Origin of the sequence: Pseudomonas sp. So3.2b (assembly GCF_019464415.1) — a bacterium.
GTDB lineage: Bacteria > Pseudomonadota > Gammaproteobacteria > Pseudomonadales > Pseudomonadaceae > Aquipseudomonas > Aquipseudomonas shahriarae.
The window spans coordinates 776,199-800,235 of the sequence record NZ_CP080494.1; the positions used below are offsets into that span (position 1 = coordinate 776,199).

Sequence of the window (24,037 nt, forward strand, 5' to 3'; positions counted from 1 at the left end):
CAAAGTGAGCCGCCGTAAGGGCGGAACCCTAAGTGGCCATGACCGCAGCAACGGATATGTACACAAACCTAAGAATCACTAAAGAGACGTGTAGATAAACCGAGGTGCCTGTATCGCGGGCAAGCCCGGCTCCCACACCAGCCAACTCTCACACGGCTGTTGTGGTGTGGCTCAATTGTTGGGGCGGGCCTTCAGTTGTTCGGACGCGGCCTTGGCCAGATCCGGCGGCAGGAAATCCTTGTCCGGGTTGTAGTCAGCCTTCAGGTACCGCGCCAGATCCTGCAGATCCCCTGGGTTCAACGTCCCTGCCGCCTGCTTCAAGCGCAGGTTGTCGAGGATGTAGTCATAACGGCTGTTGTTGTAGTTGCGCACCGAGGTGTACAGCTGGCGCTGGGCGTCGAGCACGTCGACGATATTGCGTGTGCCCACCTGGTAACCGATTTCCGTGGCTTCCACTGCGCTCTGGTTGGAGATGATCGACTGGCGGCGTGCCTGTACCTGTTCCACATCGGTGTTCACCGCGCGGTGCAGGTTGCGGGTGTTTTCCACCACCTGGCGGCGCAGGCCTTCGCGTTGCTGTTCGGTCTGGCCCAGGCGCGAATAGGATTCACGTACCTGGGAGCTGGTGAGGCCGCCGCTGTACAGCGGGATATTCAGGCGCAGGCCGATGGTGCGTTGCTCGACATCACCACGATAGGGCTGGCCGAACGCGTTGGGGTTGCTGAAACCGAGGGCGTCGTTGTCGCCTTTTTCGTATTGCGCCACCGCGTCCAGGGTCGGCGCGTGGCCGGCCTTGCGTTGCTTGAGGGTTTCTTCGGCAGCGGTGACCGCATAGTTGCTGGCCAGCAGGTTCAGGTTCTGCCGTCCGGCGGTGTCGACCCAGGCCTTGGCGTCATTCGGCGCTGGCGGCAAAACGGGCAGGGTGTGGACAATGCCCTGGATCGCGTTGTACTGGCGGTTGGTCAGAGTGATCAGCGCTTCAAACGCGTCATCCACCTGGCGCTGGGCGAGGATCCGGTTGGCCCGCGCGGTGTCGTAGCTGGCCTGGGATTGCAGCACGTCGGTCTTGTCCGACAGGCCCACGTCGAAACGCTCGTTGGACTGGTCCAGCTGGCGCTTGAAAGCGGCTTCTTCGGCCTTGGTCGAGGCCAGGTTGTCCTGGGCGCGCAGCACCGCAAAGTAGTTTTCCGCGCTTTGCAGGATCAGTTCCTGCTCGGTGGCCGACAGCTGCAGTGCGGCCTGTTCATTGACCGCTTCGGCCGCCTGCAACTGGAACCAGCGGTCGGCACGGAACAGTGGCTGGCTCAGGGTCGCACGCCAGGTGTGGGCATCGCGATTGGCGGTGGCTGACGGGGTGTCGATCTGGGTGCGTACGTTGTTCACGTCGGCGCCGGCCGAAAGGTTGGGCAGCAAGCCGGCACGGGCCTGGGGCACCACTTCTTTTTGCGCGCCATATTGGGCGCGGGCGGCGGCCAGGTCGGCGTTGTTGTCCACCGCTTCCTGGTAGACGCTGACCAGATCGGTTTTGGTCGACAAGGGCGCTTCTGCTGCCCAGACCATTCCATTGGTCGCACAAGACACGGCAAGAGCCAGTGAAAGTTTGCGCAGCATGAGGCGATCCCTAGATAAATATTACGACAATAATTTAGCGTTCAAGGCTACGACGAGCAATCCATAGCGTCAAGCCGCTGAGGCAGGAGCCGAGTGTAGTGGCCGTACCCCGGCACAACAATCCTGTAATTGCGCCATTCATCACGCTGAATGCACCGCTATTGGCAATTTGCCTGCTCCATGGTCTAGACTGGCCTCGTTCTTGTCGGGGTGCCTTGCTATGAGGCTGAGATCGGTAAATACCGGATCCCGTTGAACCTGATCAGGTTAGCGCCTGCGTAGGGAACAAGATTTCTCGTCACCCGGCGAGTCCTCTTGTGCTTCGTCCGGGATGTTGTTCGACAATCGAACAGCCCTCGTGCGCCAAGCACAGCACTGGTTCCAGTGCGTCCGTCCGCCACAGGTTCACTCCGACAAAAATCCACTGCCTGGATGTGTCTGGAGAGCCCGTGATGAGTACAAAACTAAAAAACACCGTGCATTTGAGTGAGTCGGCCAAGGTCGATTCCGGATCCGTGCAGCCGTTTACCCGCTCGCAAAAAGTCTATGTGCAGGGCACTCGCCCGGATATCCGCGTGCCGATGCGTGAAGTCAGCCTGGACGTGACCCCCACCGACTTCGGCGGCGAAATCAATGCGCCAGTGGTGGTCTACGACACCTCCGGGCCGTATACCGACCCGAATATCATCATCGACGTGCGCAAAGGCCTGGGCGATGTGCGCTCGCCGTGGATCGAATCCCGTGGCGACACCGAGCGCCTGGCGGGCCTCAGTTCGCACTTCGGCCAGCAGCGCCTGAGCGACGCCGAGCTGACCGCCCTGCGTTTTGCCCACGTGAAAAACCCGCGCCGCGCCAAGGCCGGGGCCAACGTGACCCAGATGCATTACGCGCGCAAAGGCATCATCACCGCCGAGATGGAATACGTCGCCATCCGCGAAAACATGAAGCTCGAAGAGGCTCGCGCCACTGGCCTGCTCGACCAGCAACACGCCGGGCACAGCTTCGGGGCCAGCGTGCCGAAAATCATCACCCCGGAGTTTGTGCGCGAAGAAATCGCCCGTGGCCGCGCCATCATTCCGGCCAACATCAACCACACCGAACTGGAGCCGATGATCATCGGCCGTAACTTCCTGGTGAAGGTCAACGGCAATATCGGCAACAGCGCCCTGGGTTCGTCCATCGAAGAAGAAGTGGCGAAACTCACCTGGGGTATTCGCTGGGGCTCGGACACGGTGATGGACCTGTCCACCGGCAAGCACATCCACGAAACCCGCGAGTGGATCATCCGCAACTCGCCGGTGCCGATCGGTACCGTGCCGATCTACCAGGCCCTGGAAAAAGTCGGCGGCGCCGCCGAAGACCTGACCTGGGAGCTGTTCCGCGACACCTTGATCGAACAGGCCGAGCAGGGCGTCGACTACTTCACCATCCACGCCGGCGTGTTGCTGCGCTATGTACCGCTGACCGCCAAGCGCGTCACCGGCATTGTGTCCCGGGGCGGCTCGATCATGGCCAAGTGGTGCCTGGCGCACCATAAAGAGAACTTCACCTACACGCATTTCGACGAAATCTGCGAAATCATGAAGGCCTACGATGTCAGTTTCTCCCTCGGCGATGGCCTGCGCCCAGGCTCGATTGCCGACGCCAACGATGCGGCGCAGTTCGGTGAGCTGGAAACCCTCGGCGAGTTGACGAAGATCGCCTGGAAACACGATGTGCAAACCATGATCGAAGGCCCTGGCCATGTGCCGATGCAGTTGATCAAGGAGAACATGGACAAGCAGCTGGAGTGCTGTGACGAAGCGCCGTTCTACACCTTGGGCCCGCTGACCACCGATATTGCACCGGGCTACGACCACATCACCTCGGGCATCGGCGCGGCGATGATCGGCTGGTTCGGTTGCGCCATGCTCTGCTACGTCACGCCCAAGGAACACCTGGGCCTGCCGAACAAGGATGACGTGAAGACCGGGATCATCACCTACAAGATTGCGGCCCACGCGGCCGACTTGGCAAAAGGTCATCCGGGCGCGCAGATCCGCGACAACGCCTTGAGCAAGGCGCGGTTCGAGTTCCGCTGGGAAGATCAGTTCAACCTCGGCCTGGACCCGGACACCGCACGTTCCTATCACGATGAAACCCTGCCCAAGGACTCGGCCAAGGTCGCGCATTTCTGCTCGATGTGCGGGCCGAAATTCTGCTCGATGAAAATCACCCAGGAAGTGCGCGAGTACGCGGCCAACCAGCGCATCGAGGCGGTGGACGTGGATGTGGCCAAGGGCTTGGCCGAGCAGGCGGAGCGGTTCAAGCAGGAAGGCAGTCAGCTCTACAAAAAGGTCTGAGCCCAATGATCGTTCCCACGCTCCGCGTGGGAATGCATCCCGTGACGCTGCGCGTCACAAAGCGGACGCGGAGCGTCCAAAGCGGCATTCCCACGCAGAGCGTGGGAACGATCATGTCCCTCTGAGATAACCCCCTTGAGCATTCAACCCAGCACCTATTCCCCTGACATCGCGGTGCCTGCCGATAAAAGAGTCTTCGGCGCCCGCGATCTGTTTTCCCTATGGTTCTCCCTCGGCATCGGCCTGATGGTCCTGCAAACCGGTGCACTGTTGGCGCCGGGGCTGGGCATGTCGGGGTCGTTGTTGGCGATCTTGCTCGGTACCCTGGTGGGCGTGCTGTTGCTGGCTGCCGTCGGGGTGATCGGCAGTGACACCGGCCTGTCGTCCATGGCCGCCCTCAAGCTCAGCCTCGGCGCCAAGGGGGCGAGCCTGCCGGCGCTGTTGAACCTGTTGCAACTGATCGGCTGGGGCTCGTTCGAGATTATTGTCATGCGCGATGCCGCCAGCCTGCTGGGTACCCGGGCTTTCAGCGCCGGCAGCCTGTGGGCCAGCCCGTTGCTCTGGACCGTGTTCTTCGGCGGCCTCGCCACGTTGCTCGCGGTCAGCGGCCCGTTGACCTTCGTGCGGCAGATCCTGCGCAAGTGGGGGATCTGGCTGTTGCTGGCGGCGTGCCTGTGGCTGACCTGGAACCTGTTCGCCAAGGCCGACCTGGCCGCGCTGTGGGCCCAGGCCGGCGATGGTTCGCTGCCGTTTGCCGTCGGGTTTGACATCGCCATTGCCATGCCGTTGTCCTGGCTGCCGCTGATTGCCGATTACTCACGCTTCGGCCAGCGCGCCACCCGTGTGTTCGGCGGCACCGCCCTGGGCTTTTTTATCGGTAGTTTCTGGCTGATGAGCCTGGGCGTGGCCTACACCCTGGCGTTTGCGCCCAGTGGCGAAGTCAATGCGCTGTTGCTGGCGTTGGCCGGGGCTGGCCTGGGGATTCCGCTGTTGCTGATTCTGTTGGATGAATCAGAAAACGCCTTCGCTGATATTCACTCGGCGGCGGTGTCCAGCGGCATGCTATTGCGCCTGAAAGTCGAGCACCTGGCGCTGGCGATTGGGCTTGTGTGCACGCTGATCGCCTGCTTTGCGCCCTTGGCCCAGTATCAGAACTTCCTGCTGTTGATCGGCTCGGTATTCGCGCCGCTGTTTGGCGTGGTGCTGGTGGACCACTTCATTCTGCGCCGGCGTGGCCAGGCCCTGGCTACAAGCCTGCGCTGGCCGGCATTGCTGGCCTGGCTGGGAGGAGTCAGTACCTATCATCTGCTGGTCAATCTGTACCCGGATATTGGCGCGACCCTGCCGGCACTGACGCTGGCAGGGCTGTTGCAATTTATCCTTGGGCGCGCTTTCAGCGGCGCACGGGCACCAGCTCAGGCTTGATGATGCCGTCGAGGCGAGCGTAAGGAATCTGCAACTCGACGTGGCCCATGGCGTAAGGCGCAATGGTGGTCGTAGGGTACTTGAGCACCACGGCACCGTAGGTCAGCGCCACGTTCGGGGTTTTCTGGAAGGGCCAGCTTTTCACGTACTCCGGCTCCAGGCTCAGGCGAGTGCTGATCAGCCAGCTGTTGTGGGCCACTTGGGCGGCTTTCCAGAACGCGTCTTCCTTGCCCGGGCGCAGCATGTCCGCCAGGGTCAGGTTTTTTTGCTGTTGGCGCGAGTAGTTGATGAAGCCACGGCCGGGTTCGCCGTGGGCACCGCCGGTGTCCAGGTAGCTGGACAGCTCGATGATCACCAAGCCGTCATGCTGCTCCCGTACCTTGGCCTGCAAATACATGCTGTTGCGCGGGCCGGACTCACGCAGGAATTTTTCCCGATAGGCATTCAAGGTCGCCGGCACCGGGGCGCCGGGGGTGGTGCGGGTCATTTCCAGCAGGCGTTGCTCGATCAACGCATCGAGCTTGGGCTCGCTGGCGAAATGCACCGTATCGATGTTCACCAGCGGGCAATCGGCAGTGGTGCAGCCGGGTTGCACCACCTCGGAGGCATCGCGAGTGGCTTCCAGCGGCGCACGGTAGCTGGGTTGGAACAGGCTCTGGCAAGCACCGAGCGTCAGGGCAATACAGGCCACGGAGGCGACTTTTAACAGCGACATGGGCGTCCTTCATAAAGCGGAGAAGAGCGAAAGATATGGGGCTTCGACTATCGGCATCCCAGTCAGTTCGCCACTAAGCTGATTACAGTGAGTGTGACCGCCGCCGCCCGTCCCGGCAACCGCAAAGGGGCTGCACCGAGGCGCGCGAGCGCTGTAGGATGGCGCGATGCTAAGACACACACCGGATTAAACGAGGGTTGATATGACCGACAGTGCGAAATCGACGCCGACCAGATTCGAAGAGGTTCAGCGCGACAATGCCTACAGCGGCTTCTACAAGCTCGATCGCGTGCAACTGCGTCACGAGTTGTTCGATGGCGGCATGAGCCCGGTTATCAACCGTGAGATTTTTGTGCGCCACGATGCCGTGTGTGTACTGCCCTACGACCCGCAGCGCGATGAAGTGGTGTTGATCGAGCAATTTCGTGTGGGCGCCATGGGTCGCACCGACAACCCCTGGCTGGTGGAAATGGTGGCCGGCCTGATCGACAAGGACGAGCAACCGGAGGAGGTTGCACACCGCGAAGCCGAAGAGGAAGCTGGGCTGACCTTCTCCGCGCTGTGGCCGATCACCAAATATTTCCCCTCGCCGGGTGGCAGCACCGAATTCGTCCACCTGTTTTTGGGGCGTTGCGACAGTGCCGGTGCCGGCGGTATCCATGGCCTGGCCGAGGAGGCAGAAGATATCCGTGTCACCGTCTGGGCTTTTGAAGATGCCCTGCAAGCGGTACGCGACGGTAAAATTTCCAACGCAGCCAGCATTATCGCCCTGCAATGGCTTGCGCTTAATCGCGCGGAAGTGAGGGGGCTATGGCAGTAAAGGTACGGGAACGCTACCGGGTTGATCTGATCGGCTTGCAAGCCGCTTGCGAGGCTAACTACGCGCGGCTGATGCGCCTGTTGCCGGACATGCGCCACGCGCCCGAAGCGCGCCGGATCGCCGTGACCCACGGCGACCAGATGCTCGGCGTGTTGAACCTGGAAGTGATCCTCACCTGCCCCTACACCAGCACCCTGCGGGTGCGCCAGGAGCACAGCCTGCCGTGGCTGCCGGTGCCGCAGTTGGAAGTGCAGGTGTATCACGATGCACAGATGGCCGAAGTAGTCAGCGCCGAACATGCACGGCGCTTTCGCAGCATCTATCCTTACCCCAATGTGTTCATGCACCAGCCCGATGAGAAAGCCCAGCTCAATGTGTTCCTCGGCGAGTGGTTGAGCCATTGCCTGGCGTTGGGCCATGAGTTTGAAGTCGTGCGGTAGATGTGAACTGCGTCTGCTTCACGGGTTTCCTCTTTGTATCCTGCCCCAGCATAATTGCGCCCATTGTCCATTTTTCGTGATCGCCCTGGGAGAACGCCTTGCCGAGCGTATCCATCGTGAACCCTGATGCGCCGGCGTTGCTGGTGCAACTGTCTGACAGCCACCTGTTTGCCGAGGCCGACGGCACGCTGCTGGGCATGAACACCCGTGACAGCCTGCAGCGGGTGATTGACCTGGTCCGCGCCCAGCAGCCGCAGATTGATTTGCTGCTGGCCACCGGCGACCTGTCCCAGGACGGCACGCTTGCGTCCTACCAGCTGTTTCGTGAACTGAGCCAGCAGGTCGGCGCCCCGGCGCGCTGGATCCCGGGCAACCACGATGAGCCGCAGGTCATGGCCGAGGCCACCATGGGCAGTGCGTTGCTGGAGCCGGTGGTGGATGTGGGCAACTGGCGGGTCATTATGCTGGACTCCGCCGTGCCGGGCTCTGTGCCGGGTTATCTGGCGGATGTGCAACTGCAGCTCTTGGCCCAGGCGTTGAGCGAAGCACCGGGCCGCCATCACCTGGTGTGCTTCCATCATCACCCCGTGCCTATCGGCTGTGCCTGGATGGAGCCGATTGGCCTGCGTAACCCTGAGGCGCTGTTCGCCGTCCTCGACCGGTTTCCCCAGGTACGGGCGGTGCTGTGGGGGCATGTGCACCAGGAAATCGACCGCGAACGCCATGGCGTGCGCCTGCTGGCGTCGCCGTCGACCTGTATCCAGTTCGCCCCGGGCAGTGAGGATTTCAACGTCAGCGAACAGGCCCCTGGCTATCGCTGGCTGCGTTTGCATGCCGATGGACGCTTGGAAACAGGCGTAGAGCGGGTCCAGGGGTTTGCCTTCACCGTCGATTACGGTAGCAATGGCTACTGATCTATTGACGGTAGTCCCGCGCTAACCGCACCACCGTAACGCCTTGCCCCAGATGCCGCAGTGAAGGCTGGATCAACACGCAGTTGTCATACGGCGTGACGATTTCGCGCTGGGCATCCCGGGCGATCACCGTGCCAGCGTGGCTGATCCGCTCCAGGCCACGAAAGTCATCGGTGAAACTGAAGTCCATGCTGTGGGCGATCACTGGGTCGGTGACTTGCAAACATTGCTGGGCTGCAGGTTTTTCCTGGCTGAGAAACGTCGATACATCCGCCTCGACGACTGCCTGAGTCGCAATCAGGAAGCGGGCCGCCACGTCGAGGGCGACCCGTTCACTGGTTTTCGAAAAGTGCTGGCCGGTCTCGATCAGCAGCGCATTCTTGGGGCTGGCGGCATCGCCGAATCCGCCGTAGTCACGCATGCGCCGGCCGTTGGCGTGGCCGGCGTCTGCGACGATGGTTGCCGGTACGCCTAATGATTGGGCGAACGCCAGGCCTTTGGCGCATGCACCGCACATCATCAGCGGCGGTGATTCTTCGTGCATTGAGTGGATATCGAGCAGCAAATCCACACTGTCGATCAGCGGGCGCAGCTCCCGGGCGCGGCGCAATTCGGCGGAGTCGCGCGGGCCGTCGAGGGTTGATGGCAGCCAGACGCGGTTCATGTCCTCGTCAATAAAGCGGGTCGCATCAATGTCCTGTGGGTCGAAGCGTTGATAGGCCTGTATGTTGGCAAAGCCCAGTGACAATCGCCCCTGGCGCGGGCGCACCCCGCTACGCAACAGGGCGTCCACCGCGATTGCGCCGCTGACTTCATTGCCATGGGTCAGTGCCATGATCAGCACATGGGGCCCTGGCGTGCCGCTGTCGAAGCTGTGTATGTAGTCGATCCCGCAGTTACCGGTTTTCCATTGGCTCAGATCAGGGAACTGGACCTCCACGGGGTAGGGTTTGAGTGCTGCACGAACCTGCTCAAGGGTTTTCATTTCAGTCTCCGACTGACCGAGGTGTGCACTTGCCGCGCGGGCTTGGCGCGCGACAAGCAAGAAGGGTTTGTTTAATGGGCAGCGGGGTGGGTGCCGCGCATGCGTCGGCCCAGGCAGATAATCGCCAGTACGCTGATCAGAATGGTCGCCATGACATAAAAGCTGGGGGCCAGCTTGCTGCCGCTGGCGTCGATCATCCACGTCACGATCAAGGGCGCAAAACCACCAAACAGGGTGACGGAAAAGTTGTAGCTCAGCGCCAGGCCGGTCCCGCGAATGCTGGTTGGGAAAATATCGGCAAGCATCGCCGGGATGGGCCCCAGGCAGGCAGCGATCAACAACCCGACAATCGCCTGCACGGTCAGCAGCGTAGAAAAGCTGGGGAAGGCGTTGAGCAGGGCGAACATCGGATAGGACGAAAACCCGGTAAGCAGCAAGGCGATTGTCAGTACCCGAAAGCGTCCGTAGCGATCGGATAAGCCGCCAAATACCGGGGCCATCAACATCAGGGTCACGCCAGTCATCAGCGCCCCGAGATACGAAGAGGTGGCGGTGATGTTCAGTTGTTTAAGGGCATAAATGGGCATGTACAGCTTGTGCACATAGTTGAATGCTGTGGCCCCGGCCACCACGCCGATAGCCAGCAACAGGCTGACGTGCCCTTTGACCAACACATCGCGCAGCGGCGTCTTCAACTTTGTGCTGGCGGCGGTTTTCTTGAAGTCCGGGGTTTCATCGATTTGCGTGCGAATATAGAAACCCACCGGCCCGATCAGCAGGCCGAAGCCGAAGGCCACACGCCAACCCCAGTCGTTCAACTGCACATCCGACAGCACATAGCTGAGGATTGCACTGACCCCCGCGGCCAGTACGGTCGCCAGGCCCTGGGTCGACAATTGCCAACTGGCAAAGAAGCCACGGCGTTTGGCATCGGCGTGCTCGACCATGAATGCGGTCGCCGCACCAAACTCACCGCCCGTAGAAAAGCCCTGGAGCATGCGCGCAACGATGATCAACAGCGGCGCTGCCAAGCCGATCTGCTCATAGGTCGGGGCAAAGGTAATCATTGCGGTGCCGATCAGCATGATCATGATCGACATCGTTAACGATGCCTTTCGCCCGGCCCTGTCGGTGTAGGAACCGAGCACGATGGCGCCCAGGGGGCGCATCAGGAAGGAAATGCCAAACGAGCCTACGGCCAGCAGCAGTGAGGTGGTTTCGTTATCGGATGGGAAAAACTGTTTGCTGATCACTACTGCGAAATAGCCGTAGATCAGCAAATCATAAAACTCCAAGGCGTTACCGACACTGGCAGCGACGATCTCCTTCCATGGACCTCGCTGGGTTGGAGCCTGTGCCGATGATAAGACGGATGATGGGACTGTCATGGGTGTGCACCGGGTCTGTTTCACAGTTGGCATTCGGATTCGCCGAACCGCAGCGCGGCCTGACGAGATCGAAGGCATTAATTGTTATGGGTGAAAGCCCGGGTGAAATTGAATCAAGTGCGCACGAACAGCAATTGCCGTTTCGGCACAGGTTTGAGCTGTTTTGGCACGGGGCCGACAGGCATTGGGTTTTACGCATCTTGGAGTTGATGCAATGCCAGAAGCTATGAGCGCAAACGCTGTTGGCGCAACGACAGGTTCACAGACCTTCCCAGATCTTCATGACCATTTCGCTCTGGTTGGCGTGCAGGCGATGCAGCGAGACGTCGAAGGCGACGTGAAACTCGGGGCCGCCTGCAATTAGCAACTCGCCCGAGGCCAGCGCATCCTTGACCACCATGCGCGGCAGCCATGCCAGGCCTCTGCCGCGCTTGGCCATTTCCAGGATGGCGTCATAAGAGTCCGCCTGGTAGACCATGCGCAGCGCCAGGTGCTGTGGCAGCCGCTCAAGGTGCTGGGCCAGCACGCCGCGCAGTGCCAGGGACGGAGAAAAGGCCAGCCAGGGGATGCTCATGGCGCAGGGCGCGGTGCAGATCTGCTGGCGCGGCAGGCCATTGGCGTCCGGCGCACTGACCGGCAACAGTTCCTCATTGGCCAGTACCCGGGAGTCGCAACGCTCCGCGCCCAGCAGTGTCTGGGTCAATGGGCTGGAAAAGCTCAACAGCAGGTCGACCTCACCGGCGGATAACTTGCTGATCGCTTCTTGCGCCCCGCTGGTGACCAATGACACCGCAAAATTGCCCAGGCGCTGGTGCAATGACTCGTACCAGTCCGGGAAAAAATCGCTGGCCAGGGTCCGGCCGGTGGCGATGCGCACAGGCTCGTCGCGGCTCAGGGTGGTGCCTTTGAATTGCGCCCTGACAGTGGTCAGCAGTTGCAATGATTGTGTCGCGGCGTCCAGGAACAGCACGCCGCAAGGCGTCAGTGACAGGGGCTGTTTGCGCTCGATCAAGGGTGTACCGACCCATTCTTCCAGGGCGCGGATACGTCGGCCGAACGCCGGGTGCGTGACACAGCGATTTTCGGCGGCCCGCGACAGGCTGCGGGTGCGGGCCAGTTCGATAAAATCCTCAAGCCATTCTAGTTGCATGCGGTTTTCCTGCCTGGCGGCTCATCAACGCGGCGTCAGCGATAGTACCGCCAGCGGCGATGGGCTGCACCCACAACCCCCGCGTTCCCTGTAAACTGCGCCCCTTTGGCTGATAACGCACGGAGAGCCCTGCATGTCCGCTTCGATCTTGTATATCCACGGTTTCAACAGTGCGCCGGCCTCGACCAAGGCCAGCTTACTGATGGGCGTGATGGACAGTCTCGGTCTGGCCGACCAACTGCGGGTGCCGGCCTTGCATCACCACCCACGCCAGGCGATGGTCCAGCTGGAGCAGGCGATCGGCGAGCTGGGGCGGCCGCTGCTGGTCGGCAGCTCACTCGGCGGCTACTATGCAACCCATCTTGCCGAACGCCATGGCCTCAAGGCGCTGTTGGTCAACCCGGCGGTCAGCCCCCATCGCATGTTCGACGGTTACCTGGGCACCCAGACGAACCTCTACACCGATGAAACCTGGGAACTGACCCACGATCACGTCGCGGCCCTGGCTGAGCTTGAGGTTGCAGCGCCCCAGGATGCCCAGCGCTATCAGGTGTGGTTGCAGACCGGGGACGAAACACTGGATTATCGCCTCGCCGAGCAGTATTACCGGGCCTGTGCCTTGCGTATCCAGGCTGGCGGCGACCACGGTTACCAGGGCTTTGGCCGACAGTTGCCGGCGCTGTTGAGTTTTGCCGGCATTGGTGCAGATCAGTACCAATCCTTCGATTTCACCGCATTGTGAAACCGCAGGTTACTTTTTAATCGAACGACTCACGACGAGACCCCATGGCCACTCCCAGCGCTAGCTCTTATAACGCCGACGCCATCGAAGTCCTCTCGGGCCTCGACCCGGTGCGCAAACGCCCCGGCATGTACACCGACACCAGTCGGCCGAACCACCTTGCCCAGGAAGTCATCGACAACAGCGTCGACGAAGCCTTGGCCGGGCATGCCAAGTCGGTCCAGGTCATCCTGCACGCCGACCATTCCCTGGAAGTGTCCGACGACGGGCGCGGCATGCCGGTGGACATCCACCCGGAAGAGGGCGTGTCGGGTGTCGAGCTGATCCTCACCAAGCTGCACGCGGGCGGCAAGTTCTCCAACAAGAACTACCAGTTTTCCGGCGGCTTGCACGGTGTGGGTATTTCCGTGGTCAACGCCTTGTCCACGCAGGTGCGGGTCAAGGTCAAGCGCGACGGCAACGAATACCAGATGACCTTCGCCGATGGCTACAAGGCCACCGAGCTGGAAGTGGTCGGCACGGTCGGCAAGCGCAATACCGGGACCAGCGTGTACTTCGCGCCGGACCCGAAGTACTTCGATTCCCCGAAATTCTCCATCAGCCGCCTCAAGCACGTACTCAAGGCCAAGGCCGTGCTGTGCCCGGGCTTGCTGGTCAGTTTTGAAGACAAAGGCACCGGCGAAAAGGTCGAGTGGCACTACGAAGACGGCTTGCGCTCCTACCTCGAAGACTCGGTCAGCGAGTTCGAACGCCTGCCCAACGAGCCGTTCTGCGGCAGCCTGGCAGGTAACAAGGAGGCCGTGGACTGGGCCTTGCTGTGGCTGCCCGAAGGGGGCGACAGCGTCCAGGAAAGCTACGTCAACCTGATCCCCACCGCCCAGGGCGGTACCCACGTCAACGGTCTGCGCCAGGGCTTGCTGGATGCCATGCGCGAATTCTGCGAATACCGCAGCCTGTTGCCGCGCGGCGTGAAGCTGGCGCCGGAAGACGTCTGGGAACGCATCGCCTTTGTGCTGTCGATGAAAATGCAGGAGCCGCAATTCTCCGGCCAGACCAAGGAACGCCTGTCGTCCCGCGAGGCCGCGGCGTTTGTCTCGGGCGTGGTCAAGGATGCGTTCAGCCTGTGGCTCAACGAGCACCCGGAACTGGGCCTGGCCCTGGCGGAGCTGGCGATCAACAACGCCGGCCGTCGCCTCAAGGCCAGCAAAAAGGTCGAGCGCAAGCGCATTACCCAGGGCCCGGCGTTGCCCGGCAAGCTGGCGGACTGCGCCGGCCAGGACCCGATGCGCTCCGAACTGTTCCTGGTCGAAGGTGATTCCGCCGGTGGTTCGGCCAAACAGGCGCGGGACAAGGAATTCCAGGCGATCCTGCCGCTGCGCGGCAAGATCCTCAACACCTGGGAAGTCGATGGCAGCGAAGTCCTGGCCAGCCAGGAAGTGCACAACATCGCCGTGGCCATTGGCGTCGATCCAGGCGCCGAGGACATGAGCCAGTTGCGCTACGGCAAGATCTGCATCCTGGCCGACGCCGACTCCGATGGTCTGCACATTGCCACGTTGCTCTGCGCACTGTTCGTCCAGCATTTCCGCCCGCTGGTGGATGCCGGTCACGTCTACGTGGCCATGCCGCCGCTGTACCGCATCGACCTGGGCAAAGAAATCTTCTACGCCCTGGACGAGGCCGAACGCGACGGCATCCTCGACCGCCTGGTGGCCGAGAAGAAGCGCGGCAAGCCACAAGTCACCCGATTCAAGGGCCTGGGTGAAATGAACCCGCCGCAACTGCGCGAAACCACCATGGACCCGAACACCCGGCGCCTGGTGCAGTTGACCCTCGAAGACTATGCCGCCACTTCGGAAATGATGGACATGTTGCTGGCCAAGAAGCGCGCCGGCGACCGCAAGGCCTGGCTGGAGTCCAAAGGCAACCTGGCCGAGGTATTGGGCTGATGCGCAGCGGTTTCGCCCTGGCGATACTGTTGTTGAGCGGGTTGGCTGCTACCCCAGTGGTTGCCCAGCCTGCGGCCGAGCTCAAGTTGTTGTCCGAACACCCTGTAGACGGCATGCGCGGCGGCAACCTGTCGGGCCTGGCCTTGTGTGGCAAGGACTTGTGGACGGTCTCTGACCGCGACGACGACCAGATCTACCGCCTCGATACCCGCGCCGACACCTGGCAGGCCGAGACGGTAACGATCAACGTGCCGCCGGTGCCCGAGTCTGGCCTGCCCTGGGGCTTGCGCGCACGCACCACGGCGGCGTCGGTAATTCGCGGCGGCGACCTGGATTTTGAAGGCATCAGCTGTGACGCCGCGGGTAATCGCTATATCGTCAGCGAAGCCCATGCGGCCGTGCTGCAGGTGCCGGCAAGCGGTGATCCCGAGTGGCTGAAGATTGCCCCTGGCATGGTCCGCGAGGCGCGGGCCAGTGGCCTGTTGTTGCACTTCAATGCCCTGTTTGAGGGCTTGGCGGTCAACCCCGAGGGCAACCAGATCTGGCTGGCAGCCGAGCGTGAGCGGCGCGGGCTGATCTCGATCAAGCGCGGGCAAAGCGTTTGGGATTGTGATGGCCCGTGCGTACTGTTGAGCGAAGCCGGCCAGGAAATGCAACCGGCGCAGTTTCCGGGGGCCAGGGCGGTGTCCAAGGACTTTGCTGACCTGGCGTTGTTCAACGGCAAGCTGTTTACCCTGGAGCGCAACGCGTTCCAGATCTGCCGGCGCGACAGCGTGACGGCCAAGGTCGAGTTGTGCTGGTCGTATGCCGATGAGGCCCTGGTGCCAAATCGACGTTACCCCCAGAACTACGGCCTGGCGGAAGCCCTGTTGATTGACGCCGACGGCGCCTGGATTGGCATCGACAATAATTTCGGCGCTCGGGCCGATGCTGAAAAACGCCCGATGGTCTATCGTTTTGCCGCCCCGGCCGGTGGCTGGAGCGCCCAGCCTTGAGTGCGCAACCACCGGGCAAGCGTGCCGGGCGGGTGTTGATGTTCGTGGCCTGGGGTGCCGGACTGTTTCTGGCCACGCGGTTTTTCGGGCAATGGGAGGCGCGGCAGGAAAACCCCAATGCCGTGGTCACCTCACAGCAACACGAGGGTTATATCGAAGTGAAACTGGTCGGCAACGGCCAGGGGCATTTCGTCGCCACTGGCCAGATCAACGGCCAGCCGGTGGATTTCATGCTCGATACCGGCGCCACCGATGTGGCGGTGCCGGCCGAGTTGGCCGAACGCCTGGGGCTCAAGCGCGGTTTGCCGGTGACCTTGAGCACCGCCAACGGCCGCAGCCAGGGCTATCGCACCCACCTCGACCGCCTGCAGTTGGGCGATATCGTCCTGCAGGACGTGCGCGCCCTGGTGGCGCCGGGGCTGGGTGGCGAGCAAGTGCTGTTGGGCATGAGCGCATTGAAACAACTTGAATTTACCCAGCGTGGCGGCACCTTGCTGCTACGCCAGACCAGACAATGATGAGGCCCGCATGAGTGACATCCTTGCAGACAGCTTAGACGGCGTAGAACGCCGGTCGCTGGCTGACTTCACCGAAAATGCCTACCTCAACTACTCCATGTACGTGATCATGGACCGTGCCTTGCCGCATATCGGTGACGGCCTGAAACCGGTACAGCGGCGCATTATCTACGCCATGAGTGAGTTGGGCCTGGACGCGGACTCCAAGCACAAGAAGTCGGCGCGTACCGTCGGTGACGTGCTCGGCAAGTTCCACCCCCACGGCGACTTGGCGTGCTACGAAGCCATGGTGCTGATGGCCCAGCCGTTCAGCTACCGCTACACCCTGGTCGATGGCCAGGGCAACTGGGGGGCGCCGGATGATCCCAAGTCGTTCGCTGCCATGCGTTATACCGAGGCGCGCCTGTCGCGCTACTCCGAAGTGCTGCTCAGCGAGCTGGGCCAAGGCACGGCAGACTGGGGCCCGAACTTCGACGGCACCCTCGACGAGCCATTGGTATTGCCGGCGCGCCTGCCCAATATCCTGCTCAACGGCACCACCGGCATCGCCGTGGGCATGGCCACTGATGTGCCACCGCACAACCTGCGTGAAGTCGCCACGGCCTGCGTGCGCCTGCTCGATGAGCCCAAGGCCACGGTTGAGCAACTGTGTGAGCATATCCAGGGCCCGGATTACCCGACCGAAGCGGAAATCATCACGCCGCGTGCCGACCTGCTGAAAATGTACGAGACCGGCAAGGGCTCGGTGCGCATGCGTGCGGTGTACCACATCGAAGATGGCGACATCATCGTCACCGCCTTGCCGCACCAGGTCTCCGGCGCCAAGGTGCTGGAACAGATTGCCGCGCTGATGCAGGCCAAGCCGTCGAAGCTGCCGCAAGTGGCGGACCTGCGTGACGAGTCCGACCACGAGAACCCTTGCCGCATCGTGATCATCCCGACCAATAGCCGGGTCGATCACGAAGTGCTGATGCAGCATCTGTTTGCCAGCACCGAGCTGGAATCCAGCTACCGGGTCAACGTCAACATCATTGGCCTGGACGGCAAGCCGCAGCTGAAAAACCTGCGCAACCTGCTGGTGGAGTGGCTGGAGTTCCGGGTCAATACCGTGCGCCGCCGCCTGCAGTTCCGCCTGGACAAGGTCGAGCGTCGCCTGCACCTGTTGGACGGCTTGCTGATCGCCTATCTCAACCTGGATGAAGTGATCCACATTATCCGCACCGCCGAGCACCCGAAAGCCGAGCTGATCGCGCGTTTCGAGCTGAGCGAGATCCAGGCCGACTACATCCTCGACACCCGCCTGCGTCAGTTGGCGCGCCTGGAAGAGATGAAGCTGCGCGACGAACAGGACGCGCTGCTCAAGGAACAAGCCAAGCTGCAAGCCCTGCTGGGCAGCGAAGCCAAGCTCAAGAAGCTGGTGCGCAGCGAATTGATCAAAGATGCCGAAACCTATGGCGACGACCGCCGCTCGCCAATTGTCGAGCGCGCCGAAGCCAAGGCCCTGACCGAAACCGAGCTGTTGCCCAACGAGAAAATTACCGTCGTTCTGTCGGAAAAGGGTTGGGTTCGTTCCGCCAAGGGGCATGATATTGATGCCACCGGTTTGTCGTACAAAGCCGGCGATGGGTTCAAGACCGCCGCAGCCGGGCGTTCCAACCAGTTCGCGGTGTTTATCGACTCCACCGGGCGCAGTTATTCGGTGCCGGCCCATACCCTGCCATCTGCACGGGGCCAGGGCGAGCCGTTGACCGGCCGCCTGGCGCCGCCGCCAGGGGCAAGTTTTGAATGTGTATTGCTGCCCGATGATGACTCGCTGTACGTCATCGCCTCTGACGCCGGCTACGGTTTCGTGGTCAAGGGCGAGGATTTGCAGGCCAAGAACAAGGCGGGCAAGGCGCTGTTGAGCCTGCCGAACAACGCCAAGGTGATCCTGCCGCGTCCGGTCGAGGACCGTGAAGGCAATTGGCTGGCCTCGGTGACCACCGAGGGGCGTTTGCTGGTGTTCAAGATCAGCGACCTGCCGCAGTTGGGCAAGGGCAAGGGCAACAAGATCATTGGTATCCCAGGGGAGCGGGTGGCCAGTCGCGAAGAGTACGTGACCGACATCGCGGTGATCCCGGAAGGCTCTACCCTGGTGCTGCAGGCCGGTAAGCGTACGCTGTCCCTGCGCCCTGATGACCTTGAGCATTACAAGGGTGAACGTGGACGCCGCGGGAACAAATTGCCCCGTGGCTTCCAGCGGGTGGATGCTTTGCTGGTAGAAACACCTGCTTAAAGCGATATAGAGCACCCGATCTACGATTTAACGCGTAGATCGGCGCTTTCGCGCTGGAGTCATGGCGCATATTCACGGATGATATGGCCTTTCCAGCGCCGGCGTGGCTGAGCGCGTATAGGTTATTTTTAGTATTACATTGTGGTTTGCCTTGTGGCAGCCACCTGGATGGGATGATGACTGCTCCACGCCTTCCTTTATTTTTGATGCTCGCTGGCCTTTTGGGGTTGGCGGGTTGCACTACGCACCAACCGGTGTCGCTGTACCAGCTGGATAGCGGAAATCCGGCGCAGCCTGCGCAAAGTGCTGGCATGGCGGTCTTGCTCGGGCCGGTCGTGGTTGCCGATTACCTGCAACGTGAAACCCTGCTGCAACGCCAGGACGATGGCAGCCTGCAAGGCTCCATCGACGGCCGTTGGGCCGGTAGCCTGTCGTCGGATATCAACCAGTTGATGCTGCGCCAGGTGGCCGGCCATCTGGACAGCCAGCGTGTGGTGCTGTCGCCGGCGCCCACCAGCTTTACGCCGGATGTGCAGGTGTTGCTGACTATCACGCGCCTGGACTCCGGGGCTTCGCAGCCGGCCATCCTTGACGCGCAATGGCGCCTGATCGACCGCCGTGGCCAGGTGCGGGACAACCGCATTGTGCATCTGCAGGAGCAGCATGCCGGCAGCACCGCTTCCCAGGTCCAGGCCCAGGGCGTGTTGTTGCAGCGTTTGGCTGAGCAGTTGTCGGTTGCCCTCAAGCCATTGGCCAACCAGCCACCGATTGCCGAGGCCCCGCGCAAGCAGGCCCCGGCGCCGGCCAAGCCGGCAGCCCCGGAAAAGCCGAAGATCCCGATGGCATCGCCGATTCGTACGGATATGGAAGTGTTCAGGTTCTGACCTGAATCGCAGCCAAATAAAAGGCCCGCTGAGTAAGCGGGCCTTTTTGTTTGGCGCAGATCAAATGTGGGAGCGGGCTTGCCCGCGATAGCGCAGTGTCAGTCGACACTTGATGACTGATCCAGCGCTATAGCGGGCAAGCCCGCTCCCACACAAGCCTGTGTCACATTGCTGGCTTGTTGCGGGTCTCATGCATCCGTGCCAGCTGACGTTCCAGCATCGACGGGTAAGGTTCCATCAAGCGCTCTACACAGCACGCGCCTTCAGGGCTGGCAATCGGGCGGATACGTGCGCGTTGGCGGATCAAGGCGTCGTCGCTGATCTTGCGCTCCACCAGCAGCAGGTTGCGGCTGTGTTGCGACAAGGCCAGGGCGTCCTGGGCGTTTTCGGTCAGCAGCAGATCAATCTGGCTCATGCCATACAGATCATCGCCCAATGTCAGGCCCAGTTGCAGTTGCAGGGTGATGCCGCTGTCGGCGACTTCGATCTGCAAGGCATGGCCCAGGGCGCGCAGCAGTTCACCGCAGCAGATGGCATTGGTCAGGTAGTCTTCGCCGCTGTCTTCGCTGTGGAACAGCATCAACGTGCTGCCGTCGTTCAGGGTGTGCAGTTCGCTCTGGTACAGCGAGGCTGCCTGGTCCAGGCAATCGCGGTAGCGTTCCAGCAACTCGGTCAGGCGTGCCCGTGGCAGGCGGCGCAATTGCTCCTGGGCGCCCAGTTGCACGGCCAATACCGCGCTGTGCTGGGGCTGGCTGCTCGCAGGCCGAGGCGCGACCACCGGGCTTGGCGCCGACTCGTCACGCAGGTCGGCAAACGGATCGTCATCGTCCAGGCGGTCTTCTTCGGCCTTGATGGCCGTACGCGGTGCCGGCTTGAGGCCAGCCATCGGCGTCGACTCGTCGAAGCTCGGATCGCGCAGGTTGCGCACTTCGAACTCGGGTTCGTCGTCATAGTCGGTGTCGTCGAACTCCGGCTCGGGCTTGGCTTCAGGTATGACCGGCTCCGGGGCAAAGCTGGTGTGCAACTGGCGGGCAAGGTCGCCGATCTCATCCTGGCGGTCGGTGGCCGGGGTGTGTTCGTCGATGTCGCGCAGCCAGATGCGCAACTGCATCAGCGGCGTGGAGATATGCCGGCCCAGGCGCAGGCTCAAGGCCAGGGCCAAGGCCAGCAGGATCGCGCTGAGGATGCCCATGCTTTGCAGGCTGATGGTCATCGGCTGCTGGAACTGTTGCATGTCCAGGCTGATGCGCAATTGGCCGGCTTTCACATCCTGAAACGTGATATTGCTCTGGTACAGGCCTTCGGCCTCACCCAGCAGGCCGTTTCTCGGGCGTTGCCCGGCTTCGGCCATGATCCGGTTGTCCACGCTGTAGATGGCCGCGTGGGCCACCAGCGGGTTCTTGGTCAGGTTGTTGAGCAGCACGTTGAGGCTGAGGATGTCATTGGACACCAACAGCTCGGTCGCCGAGGTGGCGGTCTGGGTCGTCAAGCTCTCGCCCAGGGCGTCGGCTTGCTCGTGCATGGCCTGTTTGAACTGCAAACCCATCACGCAGGCGTAGATTACCAGGGCCAGGGCGACCAGGATCACGTTATGGCTGGCGATGCGTAATGCGATCGGTACACGGCGGTGGCGCAGTGCCCGGAAGATCAGCAGGAAGAAGTTATCGGTTTTTACTGGCGTGGGCCGGTTCACTTGCGCTCGGCTCTTGGTCCGTGAAGTTGACGCGCAGTATAGCGACAGGCCCAAGACCGGCAAAGCGCTGGCTGTGCCCGATGGTCACTGAAAGTGGGTAGAATGCGGTTTTTTTCCAGCTCGGGGGTGCGCTTTGCGCGAAATTGTCCTGATTAACATCACCGGTGTTGACCGTCCGGGTCTTACCGCAGCCATTACCGGTGTTCTGGCCCAGGGTGGCGTGACCATTCTCGACATCGGCCAGGCCGTGATCCACGACACCCTGTCGTTCGGCATCCTGGTGGAGATTCCAGATACCGAACAGGCGTCGTCTGTGCTCAAGGACATCCTGTTTACCGCCTATAAGCTGGACCAGCAGGTGCGTTTCACCCCGGTATCCGAAGCGGATTACCAGCACTGGGTGGCCGGCCAAGGCAAGAAACGCCACATCGTCACCCTGCTGACGCGCAAGGTCACCGCTGAACAATTGCAGCGGGTCAGCTCGATCACTGCGCAATATGGCTTGAATATCGACCATATCGACCGTCTGTCGGGTCGCATGCCCTTGGACACCCCGGCGGACCAGGGCAAGGGCTGCATCGAGTTCTCCGTACGCGGTGAGCCGGCTGACCCGCAAGCCTTGCGCGCCGAGTTCCTCAGCGTGGCCCAGGAACTGAACGTGGATATCGCCTTCCAGGAAGATTCGCTGTTCCGTCGTAACCGGCGCCTGGCGGTGTTCGACATGGACTCGACTCTGATCGAAGCCGAAGTTATCGACGAGTTGGCCAAGGCCGCAGGTGTGGGCGAGCAAGTCTCGGCGATCACCGAGCGCGCCATGGCCGGCGAGCTGGATTTTCGCGCCAGCTTCAAGGAGCGTCTGGCATTGCTCAAGGGCCTGGACGTCAGCGTCCTCGATTCCATCGGCGCCTCCCTGCGCTTGACCGAAGGTGCCGAAACCCTGTTCGCCGAACTCAAGCGCCTGGGCTACAAGACCGCGATCCTCTCGGGTGGCTTTACCTACTTCGCTAAGCAATTGCAGGCCAAGCTGGGCATCGACTACGTGTTCGCCAACGAGCTGGAAGTGGTGGATGGCAAGGTGACGGGCGTGGCGGTCGAACCGATTGTCGATGCGCAACGCAAGGCTGACTTGCTCAAGGAGCTGGCACACAAGGAAGGTTTGCGTCTGGAGCAGACCATTGCGGTCGGCGACGGCGCCAACGACCTGCCGATGCTGGCTATTGCGGGGTTGGGCGTGGCGTTCCGGGCCAAGCCGCTGGTCAAGCAATCGGCCAAGCAGGCGATTTCGACCTTGGGGTTGGATGGTGTGTTGTATCTGTTGGGGCTGCGTGACCGCGACGGTCAATAACGACAGGAACGCGGTCAAAAATGTGTGAGCGGGCTTGCTCGCGAAGGCGGTGTGTCAGTCAACTAAGGTGTCACACCGCTTTCGCGAGCAAGCCCGCTCCCACATTTGATTTTCGCTGTATTCGGATCAGGCTTTTGGCAGCGCGATACCCTGGCCCATCTGCACCGGCGTTCCCGCCACCAGTTCTTCAGCCCACTTCACCTGATCCGGCCCAAACAGCACGATAGCGGTCGAACCCAGCTTGAAACGCCCCAGTTCCGCACCTTTTTCCAGGTGGATCGGCGCACGGGCGGCTTCGTCGTAGCGCACGGTTTTCAGCTCGCGCTTGGGCGGCGTTACCAGGCCGGCCCATACGGTTTCAATCGACGCGACAATCATCGCGCCCACCAATACCACGGCCATCGGGCCGCGTTCGGTGTCGAACAGGCAAACCACACGCTCGTTACGCGCAAACAACTCCGGCACGTTTTCGGCCGTGGTCTGGTTGACCGAGAAAATCCGCCCAGGCACGTAGACCATTTCCCGCAGGGTGCCGGCCAGTGGCATGTGCACGCGGTGGTAGTCCTTCGGCGACAGGTAAATGGTGGCAAAGTCGCCGCCCATGAACGGTGCGGCAACGGCGGCGTCGCCACCGAGCAGTTCCAGCACGCTGAAACTGTGGCCCTTGGCCTGGAACACGCGGCCGTGCTCGATCGGGCCGAGCTGGCTGACTGCGCCGTCTGCCGGGCTCAGCACCGCGCCTGGGGTTGGGTCCAGGGGGCGGGCGCCGTCTTTCAGGGCGCGGGTGAAGAAGGCGTTGAAGTGCTCGTAAGCGGTCACGTCTTCTACCAGCGCCTGGGACATATCCACCTGATAGCGCTTGGCGAACCAGGTGGTGAAGGCATTTTTAAACCAGCGCACACGGCATTCGGCAATGCAGCCGGCCAGGCGCGACAGCAGGTGGTGGGGCAGCAGGTACTGGCTGAGGATAAACAAACGCTTTTTCATGAACTGTCCTTAAACCTTAAATCTCGACGGGGGTGTCGGGGTGGTTGCCCCATTCGCCCCAGGAACCGGCATAACCTTTGACTCGCGGATAACCGAGCGCCTTGGCCACCAGGTAGGTGAAGCCAGAACGGTGGTGAGTCTGGCAGTGGGTAATGATTTCTTTGTCTTTGGTCAGGCCCAGGCCTTCGAGGATCTGCGGCATGTCGCGGCGGATCCGCAGGTTGCGTGCCTTGTCCATGCCCGCCGTCCATTCGAAGTTGACTGCGCCGGGAATATGCCCGCCCTTGGCCGCGAGGACTTTTTCGCCGCTGTATTCCAGCGGGCCACGGGCATCCCAGATGCCCAGGTCGGCAGCGCCGAGGCGGCTTTGCAGGTATTCGCGGGTGGCCGTGGGCTCGTCGTGCAGGGTCAGGCTGACCGGGCCGCCGACGGCTGCGGTGACCTCAGTGGACACGGGGTGCTGTTCATCCAGCCATGCCAGTAGGCCGCCATCAAGGTAGTGATATTTCTTGTGGCCGATCACGTCGAGCAACCAGATAAACCGCCCGGCCCAGCCGCCGCCTTCGTCGTCATACACCACGTAGGTGGCATCCGGGGTGTGGCCCAGTTCGCCGAACAGTTTCTCCAGGTCGGCCTTGGCCGGCAGCAGCCCTGGGGCCGGTGGCTGGCCCAACTGGGTGCGCTTGGGATCGACAAAGTGCGCGCCGGGGATATGCCCCTGGGCATAACGGGCGGTGCTGGTGAGGTCCACCAGAATCAACGGCTCGGCGGCGAGGCGACTAAGCAGGTCGCTGGGTTCGATCACCAGCGGCAAGCCAGAAAAGTCAGGCATGTGAGGTCTCCCGGGCGCTAGGTTGGG

At 61.9% G+C, this 24,037-nt stretch carries 20 protein-coding genes and 1 riboswitch; of the genes, 12 read left to right on the plus strand and 8 right to left on the minus strand.

Annotated features, from left to right (window positions below; translation table 11 throughout):
- Positions 1-171: 171 nt before the first annotated feature.
- Positions 172-1,611, minus strand: coding sequence for a TolC family outer membrane protein (locus tag K1X80_RS03380; protein WP_120731374.1), 1,440 nt, complete (start codon positions 1,609-1,611; stop codon positions 172-174).
- 196 nt (positions 1,612-1,807) lie between these two features.
- Positions 1,808-1,913, plus strand: a riboswitch (TPP riboswitch).
- 150 nt (positions 1,914-2,063) lie between these two features.
- Between K1X80_RS03380 and thiC the strand changes: the two genes are divergently transcribed.
- Positions 2,064-3,953, plus strand: coding sequence for a phosphomethylpyrimidine synthase ThiC (thiC, locus tag K1X80_RS03385; RefSeq protein ID WP_057437335.1), 1,890 nt, complete (start codon positions 2,064-2,066; stop codon positions 3,951-3,953).
- A gap of 135 nt (positions 3,954-4,088) precedes the next feature.
- On the plus strand, positions 4,089-5,378 hold the full coding sequence (cytX, locus tag K1X80_RS03390; protein WP_169989279.1) for a putative hydroxymethylpyrimidine transporter CytX: 1,290 nt from the start codon (positions 4,089-4,091) through the stop codon (positions 5,376-5,378).
- Here cytX and K1X80_RS03395 read toward each other — a convergent pair.
- On the minus strand, positions 5,347-6,093 hold the full coding sequence (locus K1X80_RS03395) for an RsiV family protein (RefSeq protein WP_057437337.1): 747 nt from the start codon (positions 6,091-6,093) through the stop codon (positions 5,347-5,349). The genes cytX and K1X80_RS03395 overlap by 32 nt on opposite strands.
- A gap of 202 nt (positions 6,094-6,295) precedes the next feature.
- Here K1X80_RS03395 and K1X80_RS03400 point away from each other — a divergent pair, with 202 nt between their 5' ends.
- The 3 genes from K1X80_RS03400 to cpdA all read left to right on the plus strand — a co-directional run bounded on the left by K1X80_RS03400 (position 6,296) and on the right by cpdA (position 8,267).
- Positions 6,296-6,913 carry an NUDIX domain-containing protein gene (locus K1X80_RS03400; RefSeq protein ID WP_057437341.1) on the plus strand — a complete coding sequence of 206 codons (618 nt, stop codon included), beginning with the start codon at positions 6,296-6,298 and terminating at the stop codon, positions 6,911-6,913.
- A complete protein-coding gene (locus K1X80_RS03405; protein WP_057437343.1) occupies positions 6,904-7,353 on the plus strand; it encodes a DUF1249 domain-containing protein in 450 nt (149 codons plus the stop codon). The genes K1X80_RS03400 and K1X80_RS03405 overlap by 10 nt, the downstream gene beginning before the upstream one ends.
- A gap of 98 nt (positions 7,354-7,451) precedes the next feature.
- Positions 7,452-8,267: a 3',5'-cyclic-AMP phosphodiesterase gene (gene cpdA, locus K1X80_RS03410; RefSeq protein ID WP_057958135.1), complete on the plus strand. Its 816-nt coding sequence runs from the start codon at positions 7,452-7,454 to the stop codon at positions 8,265-8,267.
- A gap of 1 nt (position 8,268) precedes the next feature.
- On the opposite strand, the gene K1X80_RS03415 is transcribed toward cpdA, so the two are convergent.
- The 3 genes from K1X80_RS03415 to K1X80_RS03425 all read right to left on the minus strand — a co-directional run bounded on the left by K1X80_RS03415 (position 8,269) and on the right by K1X80_RS03425 (position 11,790).
- The gene (locus K1X80_RS03415) at positions 8,269-9,252 is read right to left on the minus strand and encodes a M14 family metallopeptidase (RefSeq protein ID WP_120731380.1); all 984 of its coding nucleotides are present in this window, start codon (positions 9,250-9,252) and stop codon (positions 8,269-8,271) included.
- Between the two features lie 71 nt (positions 9,253-9,323).
- Entirely contained in the window at positions 9,324-10,673 is a 1,350-nt protein-coding gene (locus K1X80_RS03420) for an MFS transporter (protein ID WP_309500974.1), read from the minus strand.
- A 226-nt stretch (positions 10,674-10,899) separates the two neighbouring features.
- A complete protein-coding gene (locus tag K1X80_RS03425) occupies positions 10,900-11,790 on the minus strand; it encodes a LysR family transcriptional regulator (protein WP_057437349.1) in 891 nt (296 codons plus the stop codon).
- A 133-nt stretch (positions 11,791-11,923) separates the two neighbouring features.
- On the opposite strand from K1X80_RS03425, the gene K1X80_RS03430 reads away from it, so the two are divergent.
- The 6 genes from K1X80_RS03430 (at position 11,924) to K1X80_RS03455 (ending at position 19,153) form a co-directional block, all read left to right on the plus strand.
- A complete protein-coding gene (locus K1X80_RS03430; protein ID WP_057958139.1) occupies positions 11,924-12,532 on the plus strand; it encodes a YqiA/YcfP family alpha/beta fold hydrolase in 609 nt (202 codons plus the stop codon).
- Positions 12,533-12,576: 44 nt separating this feature from the next.
- Positions 12,577-14,481: a DNA topoisomerase IV subunit B gene (parE, locus tag K1X80_RS03435; protein ID WP_057437361.1), complete on the plus strand. Its 1,905-nt coding sequence runs from the start codon at positions 12,577-12,579 to the stop codon at positions 14,479-14,481.
- Entirely contained in the window at positions 14,481-15,476 is a 996-nt protein-coding gene (locus tag K1X80_RS03440) for an esterase-like activity of phytase family protein (protein ID WP_057958140.1), read from the plus strand. Before parE ends, K1X80_RS03440 begins: the two co-directional genes overlap by 1 nt.
- Positions 15,473-15,994, plus strand: a complete 522-nt coding sequence (locus K1X80_RS03445; protein WP_057437365.1) for a TIGR02281 family clan AA aspartic protease — start codon at positions 15,473-15,475, stop codon at positions 15,992-15,994. Before K1X80_RS03440 ends, K1X80_RS03445 begins: the two co-directional genes overlap by 4 nt.
- Positions 15,995-16,004: 10 nt before the next feature.
- Positions 16,005-18,269 carry a DNA topoisomerase IV subunit A gene (gene parC / locus K1X80_RS03450; RefSeq protein WP_170059980.1) on the plus strand — a complete coding sequence of 755 codons (2,265 nt, stop codon included), beginning with the start codon at positions 16,005-16,007 and terminating at the stop codon, positions 18,267-18,269.
- 176 nt (positions 18,270-18,445) lie between these two features.
- On the plus strand, positions 18,446-19,153 hold the full coding sequence (locus K1X80_RS03455) for a membrane integrity-associated transporter subunit PqiC (RefSeq protein WP_057444497.1): 708 nt from the start codon (positions 18,446-18,448) through the stop codon (positions 19,151-19,153).
- A 163-nt stretch (positions 19,154-19,316) separates the two neighbouring features.
- On the opposite strand, the gene K1X80_RS03460 is transcribed toward K1X80_RS03455, so the two are convergent.
- Positions 19,317-20,846: an AhpA/YtjB family protein gene (locus K1X80_RS03460; RefSeq protein WP_169989284.1), complete on the minus strand. Its 1,530-nt coding sequence runs from the start codon at positions 20,844-20,846 to the stop codon at positions 19,317-19,319.
- A 133-nt stretch (positions 20,847-20,979) separates the two neighbouring features.
- Between K1X80_RS03460 and serB the strand changes: the two genes are divergently transcribed.
- Entirely contained in the window at positions 20,980-22,191 is a 1,212-nt protein-coding gene (serB, locus tag K1X80_RS03465) for a phosphoserine phosphatase SerB (protein WP_115127251.1), read from the plus strand.
- A gap of 126 nt (positions 22,192-22,317) precedes the next feature.
- Here the strand turns inward: serB and asd are convergent, their stop codons facing one another.
- Positions 22,318-23,178, minus strand: a complete 861-nt coding sequence (gene asd / locus K1X80_RS03470; protein WP_057437374.1) for an archaetidylserine decarboxylase — start codon at positions 23,176-23,178, stop codon at positions 22,318-22,320.
- A gap of 16 nt (positions 23,179-23,194) precedes the next feature.
- On the minus strand, positions 23,195-24,010 hold the full coding sequence (locus K1X80_RS03475; protein WP_200659355.1) for a rhodanese-like domain-containing protein: 816 nt from the start codon (positions 24,008-24,010) through the stop codon (positions 23,195-23,197).
- Positions 24,011-24,037 lie beyond the last annotated feature (27 nt).